This window comes from Candidatus Avelusimicrobium faecicola, from assembly GCA_900540405.1.
Lineage (GTDB): Bacteria > Elusimicrobiota > Elusimicrobia > Elusimicrobiales > Elusimicrobiaceae > Avelusimicrobium > Avelusimicrobium faecicola.
This window is the reverse complement of the sequence record UQFW01000011.1, coordinates 1-13,535: the sequence shown is the minus strand read 5'-3', so window position 1 is coordinate 13,535 and position 13,535 is coordinate 1. Positions and strand designations below refer to the sequence as shown.

The following is a 13,535-nucleotide window of genomic DNA, read 5'->3' as shown; positions in this document are numbered from 1 at the left end:
ATATGAAAGTAGAAATTAAAAAAATCGGGATTGGAAATGTCATTTTTTCCGCATTTCCGGTGGCTGTGTTTGTAGTTATGTTAATTACGGCGCTTATGGAGCTTTTCAACCCGGACGGCACCGTAGGTTTAGACTACTTGATGAGCCTGGTAATGCGGGCCATTCAGGGCACGTTGCTTACATTGGTAAGCGTGGTGTTTTTCCTGTTGGCTTATAACATTTTGTGCGCTGTGGGTATCCGCGGCGTAAGGGTAGAACTGGAAGACAAATAGGAGAATATTTAAGCATGAAAAAATTGTTTGCATTAGTGCTTGCCTGCACGTTGGCCGGTGCCGCTGTGGCCGCCCCTGCCAAAAAAGCCGCCAAAACGGCCAAAGCTCCCGCTAAAGCGGAGTTTATTGTGGTAGAGTCCGATACCTATGCCGCCGGGAAAGAAGACCCGCAGTTGACGGCCGGTATTGCCAACTTTTTGGGCGTAAAACCCCAAGTCACCAAATTGACGGCGGACGAAGCCGCCCAAGATGCCAAGCTGGCCGGGTTTGATTATTCTTTCCTGCCGCTTTACATCCTTAAAAAAACCAATGATATCCGCCAAAAATTGGACCAACATATCCAATACGGCGTGGCCATTGAAAAAGACGAATACATTTTGCTCCCCAAACAAACCAACCAAGGGGTATATACCGATAAAAAGGTGCAACCCAAAGTGATGGATTTGTTTGTTATGTCCCAATGCCCGTACGGCGTAATGGCCGAAAACCTGATTATCCAGGCCAAAAAAGACGGCAAAATTGCCGACGATAAAAATATCCGCGTGCGCTATATTGTCAATTACAGCGACAAAGAAGGCTTTTCCAGCTTGCACGGTTCCGGCGAATGGGAAGAAGACATCCGCCAGTTGTTAATTGCCAAATACTATCCGTCTAAATTCTGGAAATATTTGGAAATCCGCAATAAAGACTACCGCTCCAGCCGTTGGGATAAAGCCATGGAAGATGCGGGTATTAACGTCAAAAAAATTATGAAAAAATTTGATACCGAAGGCGTTGAACTCTTAAAAGAGGAAGCCAAATACTCTAACGAATACGGTATCAATGCTTCTCCCTCTTTTGTGTGGGAAGGACAAGTAAAGTTGGACTTCGGCGGCGTGGCCGCACTGGAAGGTTTCGGCTTTATGAACCCCAATGCCTCGGCCGGCAATAACAATGCTGTGCCTGCCGGTTCTTGCTAAGCAAAACGGCTGACTTACTTTTGTCTACTGGTAAGACGGGGGCTGCTTGCCGGCCCCCGTTTTGTTAATACACACGGCCCCGGTCGGGCGAACGGTAAATTTTATATATGGCTACACATAAACTGGGCGGTTTATTCCCTAAAGCGTTGTTGGTGCTGAGCATAGTTTCTATCGTGCCGATTTTTATTATCGGCTACCATGTACTCAGCATTAATACCCGTATGCTGAATAATGAACGCTTGGAACGCCAACAAACGGTGGCGGGGCGTTTGGCCTCTATTTTGCGCAATAATGTGACCCGCAAAGCCCAGCTTTTTTCCATCTTTACTGATTTACATTCCGATTTGGGCGGCCACCGCTTTATAGACCAGGCCGATATTGATTACTTGCGCCGCCGCAACCCGGATATTACGCATATTTCCGTACTTAATAATAACGGACAGCAGCTTTTTTACTCCAGCGACGAAAAAAGCCGCTTTAGCTATGCGAACGATTTAGACAACATTTTAACCACTTGCGTTATAAACGGGCAGGATTATGTGGGTTCCGTCAGCCGGGCGGACGGGGCGCTCTACTCGCTTATGGCGTTCCCGGTGCGGGATAATTTAGACCAAAAGCCGGTATCGGGAATTTTGGTGGTGGAGCTGGATTTGAAAGAGTTGGGAGAGTCTTTGCAGGCGGCCTATCCGGCGGATTTGCAAGCGCTCGTGTTTGCTTCCGACGGTACGATTATTTCTTATTCCGGGGCGGAGCAAGGGCTGGCTCTTACCGCCCAACCCCAAAAGAAGGAAGAATCCCTGTATATTGAGCGCCAACTGGGGGCCCGCCGCGCCGGAGAAGTGACGTTGGAGGACCGGACGAAATGGTTGGTGGCGTCGTCGGAAGTGGCCCTTACGCACTGGACGGTATATGTTTTACAGCCGGCCCAACGCCCGCTGGCCCTGCTGTTTGGGGGAACGGTCAGCTCGGTGGTGGATTTGCTGGTTATTGTGTTTGGGATGATTATTTTTATAGTGATTGTCAGTTATTGGGTGATTATTCCCATTACGCGGCCGTTGGGGCGGCTTCAGGCGGCCGCCGCGCGCTTGCGGGAGGGAAGCGATTCTTTAATTAAACGCGAGGATTTGGAAATCCCCCAAAACGAAATCGGCGATTTGGCTACCGTATTTTTGGATATGGCCACCGCCTTGCGCCAACGCAAGGAAGAAATCTTAAAAGCCCAGCAAGCGCTTACCCAAATGAACCGCACACTGGAAAAGCGCGTGGAAGAACGCACCCGGGAACTAAAAGAAACCACCCGGGAATTAGTAAAAACGGAGCGGTTGGCGGCGATTGGGCAAATGGCCTCTATTATCAGCCACGAAATCCGCAACCCGCTGGCGGTTATCAGCAACGCCGCGCGGCTGATTAAAATGATAGTTTCGCCCAAAGAGCCGAAATTACTAAAACAATTTGGCATTATTGATGTGGAAATTAAACAGGCCAGCAGTATTATTAACGAGGTGCTGGGTTATGCCCGCAGCCGGGATTTGATTTTAACCGCCATAGACTTAAACAGCTATCTGAAAGAAATTATCTTATCCTTCCCGTTAAACTGCGGCATTGAGCTGAAAGAAGATTTTGCGCCCGAAAGCGTGCGCGTAAAAGTGGATGCGGAGGAAATGAAACAAGCCATACGCAACCTGATTGCCAACGCGGCCGAAGCCATGCAAGACCACGGAACCATTACGGTAGGTACGCGCATTGGTAAAAAGGTGGTTTGTATTTTTGTGGCGGATACCGGCCCCGGTATTAAGGAAGACGTGCGGGGCAAAATATTTTCGCCGTTCTTTACCACCAAAGCGCGCGGAACGGGGCTCGGGTTGGCGGTGGTGGGTAAAGCCGTGGCGCGCCATAAAGGCAAAATTTTTATCCAAAGCCAGGTAGGCAAAGGAACCTGCTTTCAGCTATACCTAAAAATTTATAAAAAACCGGGAGATACCAGTTATGGAGAAGCAAGTTAAAATTTTAGTGGTGGACGACGACAACAACCTGCGCGAAACGATGGTGGATTTGCTGGAAATTGAAGGCTACAAAGTGTATCAGGCCGGCAACGCCAAGGAATGTTTGAATTTGTGTTCCGCCGAATTTTTTAATGTTATTTTAATGGATTATAACTTGCCGGACGAAACCGGGTTGGACTTAATCCGCAAAATCCGCACGTTTAACCAAGATACGCAAATTATTATGATTACCGCCTACGCCTCCTTAAACGCCATTATGGAAGCTATGCAGGAATCCGTTTACGACTTTTTGGTAAAACCCGTGGATTTTGATTACTTAAAACGCACCTTAACCCGCGCGTTGGATAAATACTTTTTGGAACAAAGCAATAAAGAATTGCTCGTGCAGTTAAAACAGCGTAATGCGGATTTGGACCGCCTGAATAATATGAAATCCAAATTCTTTTCCATTGTATCGCACGATTTATCCAATTCACTCATGACGCTTAAAATGAGTTTTGATATGCTCAAAAAGAAAATGACCCCGGACCCGGAACAGGCCCGCAAGGTAATGTTTATGGACGAAAGCATCAGCCAAATTGAGCATTTAATTAAAGATTTGGTGGATTGGGCCGCTATTGAAAAGGGCAAACTGCGTATAGAAAAAGCCAAGTTTGAACTGACGGCCAGCCTAAAGAAAACGGCTGAAATTTTTAAGGCCAAGGCGGCCAAACGCGGCATAAGCGTCACGTTTGAAAGCGCCGGCGAAATGGGCGTATTTGCGGACGAAAAGCGTATCCGGCAGGTAATTTCCAATATTTTAGAAAATGCCGTGCGCCACACGCCCGATAATGGTAAGATAGAAATAACGGTTGGAAAAATGGATGACAAAAATGCTAAAGTGTCCGTGACGGACTCCGGCGACGGGATTGACCCCGCCAAAGCGCCGGATTTGTTTACCAGCTTTACCCAGGTGGGCGACCGTGCCCGCGTGGGGCGGTTGGGTTTAGGGTTATCTATTGCCAAAGATATTGTGGTAAACCACGGCGGGCGCATTTGGGCGCATAGCGAGGGCCTGGGCAAAGGGGCCTCATTCAACTTTACATTGCCGGTGGTAAATTTATAAATTTTAATTTCGTATGGGAGCAAACATCATGAATAAAAAGAAAAAGGTGACGGTATTAATTGCAGATGACCAAACCCTTTTCCGCGAAGGCATCAAAGACGTGCTCAGCAACGAAAAGTGGATAGAAGTAGTGGGCGAAGCGGCCGACGGTTTGGAAGCGGTTGCTTTGGCTAAAAAGTTAAAGCCGGATGTGGTGCTTATGGATATTAAACTGCCCAAGATGGACGGCATTTGTGCTACCAAGCAAATCCGTTTATCGGTGCCGGAAGTAAACGTGCTTATGCTTTCCAGCTTTGAAGACGAAGCCCATGTGCTGGATGCTATCCAAGCCGGGGCGAACGGCTATTTATCCAAAATGTTGCCGGCGGCCGAACTGGTCAATTCTATTAAAACTTTTACCAGCGAAGGGCTGATGATTCCCCAACAATTAATGGGTAAACTGTTGCACGGTTTACGCAAAATGGGGGACGGCAATATGCCTTCCCAAGCCACGCTTACCAAAACGGAAATTAAAGTAATGGATTTGTTAGGCAAAGGCATGAGCAACAAAGAGCTTGCCAAAGAATTGGATTGCAGTGTAAAAACCATTAAAAACCACCTAAACAGTGCGTTCCATAAACTGGGCGTAAGCAGCCGCACGGAAGCGGTGGTAAAAGCCATAGAAAAGGGGCTTATATCGTCCGAGGGCAACCATGTGCCGGACGATTACGGTGCGTAATATGCGGTTAAAAAAGCGGTTCACGGCCGGGTTGTCCGGCCGTAAAGGCCAGGCAACCATAGAGTATGTCCTTATGTTGGGGACTATACTGGTCGTTTTGTCCGCTTTTATGATGGCGTTTAATAAAGATATTGTCCGCATTTTCTTTTCGTTTATCGGTATGTTATTGGGGTACTAATAAAAATGTTCAAACAGTGGGGGCGGGCCGCCGTAAAGGCCGTACAAAACAACCGCGCGCAAATACTTTTGCCGGCGGTGCTTTTGGCGCCCATTTTTATTTTGGTTATTTACCTCTTGTTTGAAACCTCTAAAGTATCCATGTATAAAATCCGCAACCAGTTTGCATTGGATAACGCCGCGTACAGCCAGATGTCCTCTCTATCCACCTACTTAAACGCGGTGGCTTATACCAACGGCAATATGCCCTACCGCGTGATGAAAAGCTATAACAGCGATTTTTTATCCCCCAAGGGTGCGGCTGGCTCTAAAGGGCAGTATACGGTGTTTGATGTGTTTTACCAGGCGGGGGCTTTCCCGGCGTTGGGGCCCAACCACGGTAAAGATGCCGGCAACAATCCTAATCCTGCCCCCACGTCTAACGATTGGGACTATGCTTATTATGCAGGCCGCCGTAAAAATTGGAATAAGGAATTGCCCAGTGACTCGGCAGATGAAGACGGTTTCTATGTGCTGACCAGTAAAGAAATTGCCGATACCAACTTTTTTCCGTCCACCACAATTGGTATTCCGTCGCTTAAACAATACATTACGGCGTATATTTTGTTGGGGCAGATTTACCAATCGCAGACGTACTCTTTTGTGGATACGTCGCGCAATGCCCGTATGTTTCGGGAAGCGTATTATTTGAACTCCCCGTCTTGCAAGAGCCAATCCAACTGTGCGCGGGATAGCGCCGCCACCATGGCCGGGTATTTGAATATTTCCACTAAGCCATTTGAAATTGATAAAGTGCGTGCGTATTTTTCCGAAGATATAGGTACTTCTATGACGGACGCTTATGCAATTGACTTAACTATGTCTAAAGACGTCAACCGCCCGCTGTTCCAATTTGCATATTTGGAGCCGTCCAGCCGGGACCGCCTTAAAAAATTACGCAACGGGATTATTTTACAGCAGCCTTACCAACTGCCGTTAAACAACTTTAATATCAATTTAACATTTAAGTACAAACCCAAAGTGCGTACGCAAGTGGGTATCCAGTGCCCGCGCAGTAATAATAACTGTGTGTGGCCCAACCCCATATCTAAATATAGTATTCGGATGAAACCCTGATGATGAACTTACGTTTTCTTCGCCGCCGTTCCGGGCAGGCCACTACCGAGGTGGTACTGCTGTTCCCGCTGTTTGTTATTTTTGCCATTTTTATTATTAAGATTTTCGGCCTGCTGGTACTCAACCAAAAAATGGAAATTGCGGCGTTTTATGCGGCGCGGCGCTTTCAGTTGCAATCGGGCGAAGCGGATGCCATGCAAACCTGGAATAAACGCTTTTTGGAAAAAGACATCAAAAAAAAGGTGGAAGATTATTTGGGCTTTAACAATGCCGGTATGCGCACCTTTTTGAGCTTAAACCGCTTTAATTTGGAGATTATCACCTCCGGTACTTGGACGAAAGTGGTATTGACGGCATATACAAAACCGCCGCGTATCCGTTTTTTGTGCAATTACGATAAATTTGCCGTTTGTAAGAATGACGAACGCTGTTTCCGCGGGTATGAATACCTGTGTGATACCGGCGGCGCCATTAAGGTTGAAAAGTGGGCCGGCAAGAACGACCGCGTAATTCCGTACATTCAGCCGGATTAATGCGTTTGCCCTTGACAAGGGGCTCTTGGTTGCCTATACTAAAAGTAGCACCTTTTGGGTGCCGCAATTTGAAACTCTGTGTTTGGGCGCGCGTTTTGGGGCGTGCGGGCCGACAGGAGTAATTTTTATATCGTGTAAAGAGGGGTTTTTATGTTTAATTTTAAGGCTTCTTCCGGTGTGGCGGGCAAGGTGTTCAAAAAGCTAAACCACATGGATAAAAAACAAGCATACACCTATGGGGCCATAGGGGTTGTGTGTTTGGTGGCGCTCCTAACGCTGGCCAGCGTGGCCGGCGGCGGGGCGGATGACTCTTTGGATAATTTGAACGCCCGCGGGTATGACTTGGCGCAAATGCCTTTCTTAAATGACGAGGCGGAAAACTATTTGTTAGCCTCCAAATACCCGGATATGAAGAACAACAACATCAGCGCCCTGTATTCCCCGGCCGATAAAAAAGAGCGCCAAGAGGAAGACGCCAAAGAGGCGGCGGAAAGCGCCGCATCAGCCGGCGCGGCGGCGGATAGCTCCGGCAGTTATAATTCGTCCTCTTACGGCTCCGGCTATACGGGGCGGCGGCGCGGCGGCGGGCAGGGTACGCCCACGCAAATAGGCTCTTTTTCCGCCAGTGGTTCCATGGCCTCTGCCAGCGGGGGGAACACCTCCGCCACTTACGGTGGCACCATGCGGGGGGATTTTTCGCCGTTCCAACGGGATAGCAAAGGGAACGAAACCCCGTTTAAGCCGCAAAATGCCAAACAGGCGTTGACCCGTTTTAATGCGGCCAGCCGGGCGGCGGCGCGCGGGGCCAACAAAGCGGTGGATTCCCGCAAAGCGTTGTTAGGCTCCAACGTGGAGGGTGGTTTTGGTACGGATTCCAACGGCGTGCCGTTGGGGGAAAGCAAAGGCATAAATTATGACGAGGCGGAATCGGCCGATTTGAGCGGTTTGGATGATACCATGGCCGAAAAAGCCCAAGAATCCCGCGATAAAAAAGAAGCCGAAAAATTGGCCGAAGGACAGGGTTTTTGGAGTATGTTAGGTGGCAAATTATTAGATATGGGCTTAAATTTAGCGCAACAGTGGGCTAGCAATCAAATTAATGGTTTAACGGCAAATGCCCAAGCGGGTAGCCGTGCAAAAGCTGAAACGATTTCTGAATTAGGAATAGATGCTAATAATAAGTCTTTGAGTGATGCGGACTTTCAAAGCAAATGGGGCGCGATAGACCGAAAAGGTGCTTCCGAATACACCGCATGGTATAGTAATAAACGCGGCTATCGTAAAAACAATGGCTCTATGACCCGGAGTGAGGCGCGCGAAAAATTTAGCGGTTGGAGTAATCAAATTGAAAGCAGTTCCGTGTATTTAGGACATAAAAACGCACATCGGGGGGACTCCTCGGGCAATATTGTGGGAAATGCGGTCGGAAATACGCCTTTTCCAAGTTCAAATAATAATGCAACTATAAAGTGTCCTTCTTCCCAAAAGTATGATAGTAAAAAAGGGAAGTGTGTTTAACCGTTTTATTTGGAGGATGTTATGAATATCTTAAAATTATTGACGGGCCGTGTGGGTAAAGCCGCACTTACCACCACACAAGCAATAGTCGCTTCCGCCGCTGTGGGGGTTGGCGGCGTGGTCGCTTGGCAAATGTTGGGGGCGGATTCCGGTGCGGATAACGCTTTCAACTCCTTGGGCTACCAACAGGACGAAGTGGTTTATGTGTCCTCTTCCACCAGCGGCCAATACGGCCGGGGGGAAAACCAGCAAACCGCTTTCCGGGCCGCCCCCTCTAAAGCAATAGAAATGCAACAGCGGGAGGCCGAATATTTGCGCCAGCAGGAAGAAGAACGCGCCGCGGCCGAACGCGCCCGGTACGAAGCCGAAACCCGGGCCTCCGGGCCGGAGGCTGCCCCGCTGGGTGGGCTAAACGAAGGGTTGGGCAACAAAAAAATAGAAGCCATGACCCCGGAACAAATCAAAGCCATGCAAGAAGCGGCTTTGAAACAAGCCAAAGATGCGGCCGCCGCCGGTAAAGCCAATGCGGATGCCGCCGCCTTAGCCGCGGCCGCCGGAGTGCAGGGCGCAGTGGGGCGCAGTGGGGCCCTGGCCTCGCGCGGGTTTGCCATGCCGGACGGTGCTTCCGGCTCGCCCACTTTTGTAGGAATGCCCGGCAGTGTGGATTCCGGCAAAAACGGTAGGCGTTCCGATTCTGCCCCCGCCATTAGCGGCGCCGGGCATGAAGGGGCCGCAATTCCCAACAGCCGCAATTTGCGCGCCCGCGCCAACTTTGGGGGCAAAATAAGCGAAAGACAAAACTCGCGTGATTTTAGCAGTTTGGAACTAATGGCAAAACGCTCTGCCGAAATTGCAGGCAACGCCAGCCGCTCCGCAAACGAAGGTAGCCGTGCCTTTTTGGCCAGTACGCGCAATTCCGGCGGGATTACCTTAAACGGGAATGAAGTAAGCACCGGGCAAGGGGCCACGTCGTCCGATTATGGGGATGCTTCCGGCGCTTTGCGCGGCTTAAATACCAAAATGGATAATTTAATGGATGCGGAACAAGAATTTAAGGATGCGCGTAAATCCTTGCGGAAAAACTTTTGGGGCTTGCTGTCCGCCACCATTTTGTGTATGGGTTTCACCATTCCGTACTTCGGTTGGCTGTTTTTCAAAAAGGAATTCAGACGCTACGACCGCAAAGCCAGAGAATATAACGAAAAATACGGGGACCGCAGTAATACCGGCCGCAAATACGGCAATTTGGTTAGAATCTTAAAATCGGCGGCTAAAGCAGGTGCAGGCGGTTGGTTAATTTTGACGGTAAAGTTTATCCCGGCTTTGTTTAAGAGCTACGGGCAGAAACTTACCAAGTCTGACCTGAAACATAGAAAAGGGGGAGAAACCGGGGCGGATGTGGGAACGGTGCGCAGTTCGGCCGTGTCCAACGAAGGTACCTTAAATGTAGATGAAGGGGTTTCTTCCAGTGATGCCGCGCACCGGGATATGGAGCGTTTCCGGCAGGACGACATTAAGTAAGGGGGCTCTATGCAAGAAGAAGAATTTTTAACGCCGGAAGAATGGCGTAAATTAGACCGTATGAGCCATATTTATTTGTTGCTCGGATTGGTGGCGTTTGGGGCGATGTTGTTTTTTGGAATGTCGTATCATTCCTTATCGCAGGACTTACAGCGCAAGCAGTTAGCGTATGAACAGCGCCAGGAAACCACCCAAAGATTACAGCGTTGGGCCGCTATTCAGCCTAAAGCGGACCCGGCGCCCAGCAAAACTATGAATTTTATGGACCAACTGCGTTAGCGGATGGCCATTAGAACGGAGGATGTTATGAACTTGTTTACTTTCTTAAAAAGTAAATCCGGCAAATTTGTAATGGGCCTGCCTCAAAAAGTGGCTTTAACAGCCGTTTTGGGCGGCGCGGCCGCAGGCGTGGTATATTTGGGCAGTGGGGACGGCCAACCGGCCGATAAAACCCCTACCCGCGCGTATGTAATGGGGCAATCCGGCCGTAATGCGGATGACGCCGCGTCATTCGGGCGGGAAAACACCATTAATATCGCCGGCGCCCAGGGTATTACCAGCGCGAACAGTTCCGACGGTTCCGGTAGCGGGTCCGATTGGGCCGCGGCAGATGCCAGTTTGTCCGCCGTGGACAAAATCGGCGCCGGGCGTGTAGGCGGCGCACATGCGGGCGGGGTAAATCCGCAAGCGCGCGCCGCGGCAGGCCGCAACGAAGGTTTAGGCGGTAATAACGGGGCCGTTGCTTGGGGCGGCAGAGCGCAAGCCAATGGGGCGGCGATGAATGCCGCGGCCAACGCGGGGGCTTCCCGTGCGGCGGCCGCCGCGCAACATGGGGTAATGGCTACGGCTTCCGGCGGTGCAACCGGAAACACGTTTGGCGGTTCTTCCCCGGCCGGGCGCAACGGCGTGAACGGCGCCAATTCCAACCGGAGCGGTAATTCTTTAGGCTCGGTAGAGGGCTACAAAATTTCCGGCGCTATGCCGCAAGGTTCCGTGGCTTATGCCGGGGCCAAAATGGGGAACGGCTCCGCTAATTTTGGTGACACCCGCGGCGGGCGTGCCGGGCGCGGTATGCAATCGGGCGACGGCCGCACCTTAAACCAAATTGCTAAACGCTCGGTGGAAATTTCCCAAAACAAATACCGTGCCGCTAACGAGGGCAGCCGTGCCTTTTTGGCCAGCTCCCAAAACTCCGGCGGGATTGCGGTGGAAAACGGCGTAGCGCTTTCCGAAGGGACGGCCTCTGAAGATTTTTCTGCGGCGGCGGTAAAAGCCCGCGGCAAGGCGGAACAGAGCTTGAACGATTTAACTTTGCGGGAATTACAGCGCAAACAGCACCGCCAACGGTTGATGAAATCTATGATTTCCTTGATTTTCTTAACCATTCCGGCGATGTTTGCCATTACTGCTTTAATGCGCACCGCCAGAAAGCCCGGTCCTCACTCTATTTGGGCATTGGCGGCCGCTATTGCATTAGGGGCTATTATGATTGCCGCTATCGGTGTATTTATGGCGGATGCTATCAAATATATGAAAAAATGGGGCGGTTCCGGTATTACCACGGCCAGTATGTTTGTGGGACCCGCGTTGGCAGGTTTAATTGCTATTTCTTACTTAAAATCCGTGGGTACGTTTGTGAACGGGTTGGCTAGTAAAATTAACGGTATTTTTGGTGGCGGTGTGGTCGGCTCTGTGTCGGCGGTGGGTACTGCAATGGGTGGCGGACAGCAGCTTATTCAAGAAACAAAAGCCTTGGGGCAAGATAGCGGTTCTTCCACAGATAAAGCAGACCAAAAATTGGATGGTAATAAATAATGCCCGGTAAAGCTAACTTAAAATTCAGACGTTTTTGCGGCATTGTTATTTTGGCCGTCATCGTGCTGACTTGCTTTTCTATTTGGCTGTATTTTGATGCCCAATACCAGCAAGCCACGCGCGAGCTGAACGAATACCAGACCCAAAAACAGGAACGCTTGGAGCGCGAACAGCGTTTCCAAAAGTTCCAATGGGAACACCGCGCCCGGGTACAGAACGGGCCGGGTACTTATTAGGAGTTTTGATTTATGGTAGACCAACTGCCCCCGGATTCTGCCCCGCATACAGGGGAACCTAAAAACCAACCCCCGCAAGGTAGTCCTTCGGGGGCGGTTGGTGTATCTGCTCCGGGCGTGAAAAACTCGCAAACGCCAATTTCTGCGGCTCCCGCGGGCTCGTCCGCCGCGCCTGCCCAAACCGCGCAACCTGCGCCCCGCTCTGCCCATACCTTGCCGCAAACGGCGCCGGCGGGCCACCCGTCGCAGGCACAGGCGCAAACCCCGGCTAAAAAGAAACCGCTTTTTTCCAAAAAAATGTATGCGCTCCTCTTGCTCCTGTTGCTGTTTTTGGGGGTAAGCAGTGTGCCGAATGTAAAGAATATTCCTGTTTTATCCGCCTTGGCCCGCGCTATGGGATATAGTGAGGAGCAAATGGCGTCTATTTCCTTCCTAAAAGCGTTATTTTACTGGGCCGACGACGAGCGCGGCCCGCACGCCCGCCAGGAAAAAAACGCTTATTTTGTGTTTTCCTCTCAACCGGGCCGCTTTGATGCTTTAGCCCGCGGGGCCGGGGCATACGGCGCGGTGGGGAGTGGGTCATCTTCTTTGATTGATATGCGCGCGGTTAATGCCTCCTTAAAAGGGCAAGGCAAAACCACAGACCAAGTAAAAGGGGCATCCAGAACCGGGGCGGAGGAGGAAAAAAACAAAGGGGTGCGGTTTAACCGCGCTGGTAAATTAAATGCGTTAAGCCAAGATGCGCAAGCCTCCGCCAAAGTTCAGCCGGATATGTATTACGGTACGGATTCCAACGCTATTGCGCGGGACCCCAAAAATGCGTATAACGGCAGTGCAAATTTGAAAAAATTAAAAGCCAATATAGTGGGGTCTGTTCATTCGGATTGGAAAAACGATATTTTGAGGAAAGCCATGCGCGAAGAAACCGTGACCTTAGATAAAAAACTGGGCGGCGCCGGTGCGGCGTTAATGAATTTGGAAAATTCCCGCGGTGCGGTGGCGGATTTCCGCTATGTGTGGCTGACCAGCCAGGCATCCCACCGTGCCAAACAAGTGCCGCTCAAAAAAACATTGGCGGCGGCGGGGTTAGTGGGGTCCGATATGCCGCAAAAGATTTTTACCGCCTCGGGCGGGATTGCCATGGCCGGGCTGGAGGCGGATGACGTAGTGGCGGATGTGGGCAACGCCAAATTGCAGGAAAAACGCCAAATGGAATGTGAACAAGCGGCCAAAAATTACGGCGGGGAAATTAACAATACCGTAAATGATGTGAAAAGCAAAGTAAATGCCCTGCAAGGCACGTTCCCCAATTTCCCGGCGGATTGCGATAAGCCGAGCAAAGTTTCCGCGTGGCGCACGGCGTTGGCGGATGTGCGCACGTCGTGCAAAAGCGTAAAGGGAAATTACGATAAATTAAACGAAAAATGTATGATGGAATTTTCCTATAAAAACAACCGGGAGGGCCAGTGTACCACGCTTAATTTGGACGACAAACTGGACGAATTTGATAAAGCCTGTGTGGAATACGCCAAATATCAAAATGATAAACAGGCGGCCGAGGA

General features: G+C 50.3%; 14 protein-coding genes. All 14 read left to right on the top strand.

Going from position 1 to position 13,535, the window contains the following annotated elements; all coding sequences use genetic code 11:
- The first annotated feature begins 2 nt into the window (after positions 1-2).
- Positions 3-272 carry a hypothetical protein gene (locus ACQY18_RS02020; protein ID WP_176777304.1) on the top strand — a complete coding sequence of 90 codons (270 nt, stop codon included), beginning with the start codon at positions 3-5 and terminating at the stop codon, positions 270-272.
- A 14-nt stretch (positions 273-286) separates the two neighbouring features.
- Positions 287-1,231 carry a hypothetical protein gene (locus ACQY18_RS02015; RefSeq protein ID WP_428038648.1) on the top strand — a complete coding sequence of 315 codons (945 nt, stop codon included), beginning with the start codon at positions 287-289 and terminating at the stop codon, positions 1,229-1,231.
- A 107-nt stretch (positions 1,232-1,338) separates the two neighbouring features.
- Complete coding sequence (locus ACQY18_RS02010; RefSeq protein ID WP_428038647.1) at positions 1,339-3,234, top strand: ATP-binding protein; 1,896 nt, start codon at positions 1,339-1,341, stop codon at positions 3,232-3,234.
- Positions 3,218-4,339, top strand: a complete 1,122-nt coding sequence (locus ACQY18_RS02005; protein WP_428038646.1) for an ATP-binding protein — start codon at positions 3,218-3,220, stop codon at positions 4,337-4,339. The genes ACQY18_RS02010 and ACQY18_RS02005 overlap by 17 nt, the downstream gene beginning before the upstream one ends.
- 28 nt (positions 4,340-4,367) lie before the next feature.
- Positions 4,368-5,057: a response regulator gene (locus tag ACQY18_RS02000; RefSeq protein ID WP_176777300.1), complete on the top strand. Its 690-nt coding sequence runs from the start codon at positions 4,368-4,370 to the stop codon at positions 5,055-5,057.
- Positions 5,032-5,235, top strand: coding sequence for a class III signal peptide-containing protein (locus ACQY18_RS01995; protein WP_176777299.1), 204 nt, complete (start codon positions 5,032-5,034; stop codon positions 5,233-5,235). The genes ACQY18_RS02000 and ACQY18_RS01995 overlap by 26 nt, the downstream gene beginning before the upstream one ends.
- Before the next feature lie 5 nt (positions 5,236-5,240).
- Entirely contained in the window at positions 5,241-6,350 is a 1,110-nt protein-coding gene (locus ACQY18_RS01990) for a hypothetical protein (protein WP_176777298.1), read from the top strand.
- Entirely contained in the window at positions 6,350-6,883 is a 534-nt protein-coding gene (locus ACQY18_RS01985; RefSeq protein WP_176777297.1) for a hypothetical protein, read from the top strand. The genes ACQY18_RS01990 and ACQY18_RS01985 overlap by 1 nt, the downstream gene beginning before the upstream one ends.
- Positions 6,884-7,033: 150 nt before the next feature.
- Positions 7,034-8,401 (top strand): hypothetical protein, encoded by a 1,368-nt coding sequence (locus ACQY18_RS01980; RefSeq protein WP_428038645.1) that lies wholly within the window; start codon positions 7,034-7,036, stop codon positions 8,399-8,401.
- A gap of 21 nt (positions 8,402-8,422) precedes the next feature.
- A complete protein-coding gene (locus tag ACQY18_RS01975) occupies positions 8,423-9,922 on the top strand; it encodes a hypothetical protein (protein WP_428038644.1) in 1,500 nt (499 codons plus the stop codon).
- Positions 9,923-9,931: 9 nt separating this feature from the next.
- Positions 9,932-10,201: a hypothetical protein gene (locus ACQY18_RS01970; protein ID WP_176777294.1), complete on the top strand. Its 270-nt coding sequence runs from the start codon at positions 9,932-9,934 to the stop codon at positions 10,199-10,201.
- Positions 10,202-10,228: 27 nt separating this feature from the next.
- Positions 10,229-11,737 (top strand): hypothetical protein, encoded by a 1,509-nt coding sequence (locus ACQY18_RS01965; protein WP_428038643.1) that lies wholly within the window; start codon positions 10,229-10,231, stop codon positions 11,735-11,737.
- A complete protein-coding gene (locus ACQY18_RS01960) occupies positions 11,737-11,973 on the top strand; it encodes a hypothetical protein (protein WP_428038642.1) in 237 nt (78 codons plus the stop codon). The genes ACQY18_RS01965 and ACQY18_RS01960 overlap by 1 nt, the downstream gene beginning before the upstream one ends.
- Positions 11,974-12,090: 117 nt before the next feature.
- A partial coding sequence (locus ACQY18_RS01955; protein ID WP_428038641.1) for a hypothetical protein occupies positions 12,091-13,535 on the top strand: 1,445 nt, incomplete at its 3' end.

Bases quoted from the DNA above. Each gene is read 5' to 3' on its own strand.
- ACQY18_RS01990 (WP_176777298.1), top strand. From the start codon at position 5,241: ATGTTCAAACAGTGGGGGCGGGCCGCCGTAAAGGCCGTACAAAACAAC.
- ACQY18_RS02010 (WP_428038647.1), top strand. From the start codon at position 1,339: ATGGCTACACATAAACTGGGCGGTTTATTCCCTAAAGCGTTGTTGGTG.
- ACQY18_RS02005 (WP_428038646.1), top strand. From the start codon at position 3,218: ATGGAGAAGCAAGTTAAAATTTTAGTGGTGGACGACGACAACAACCTG.
- ACQY18_RS01975 (WP_428038644.1), top strand. From the start codon at position 8,423: ATGAATATCTTAAAATTATTGACGGGCCGTGTGGGTAAAGCCGCACTT.
- ACQY18_RS02015 (WP_428038648.1), top strand. From the start codon at position 287: ATGAAAAAATTGTTTGCATTAGTGCTTGCCTGCACGTTGGCCGGTGCC.
- ACQY18_RS02020 (WP_176777304.1), top strand. From the start codon at position 3: ATGAAAGTAGAAATTAAAAAAATCGGGATTGGAAATGTCATTTTTTCC.
- ACQY18_RS01995 (WP_176777299.1), top strand. From the start codon at position 5,032: ATGTGCCGGACGATTACGGTGCGTAATATGCGGTTAAAAAAGCGGTTC.
- ACQY18_RS02000 (WP_176777300.1), top strand. From the start codon at position 4,368: ATGAATAAAAAGAAAAAGGTGACGGTATTAATTGCAGATGACCAAACC.
- ACQY18_RS01965 (WP_428038643.1), top strand. From the start codon at position 10,229: ATGAACTTGTTTACTTTCTTAAAAAGTAAATCCGGCAAATTTGTAATG.
- ACQY18_RS01980 (WP_428038645.1), top strand. From the start codon at position 7,034: ATGTTTAATTTTAAGGCTTCTTCCGGTGTGGCGGGCAAGGTGTTCAAA.
- ACQY18_RS01985 (WP_176777297.1), top strand. From the start codon at position 6,350: ATGATGAACTTACGTTTTCTTCGCCGCCGTTCCGGGCAGGCCACTACC.
- ACQY18_RS01960 (WP_428038642.1), top strand. From the start codon at position 11,737: ATGCCCGGTAAAGCTAACTTAAAATTCAGACGTTTTTGCGGCATTGTT.
- ACQY18_RS01970 (WP_176777294.1), top strand. From the start codon at position 9,932: ATGCAAGAAGAAGAATTTTTAACGCCGGAAGAATGGCGTAAATTAGAC.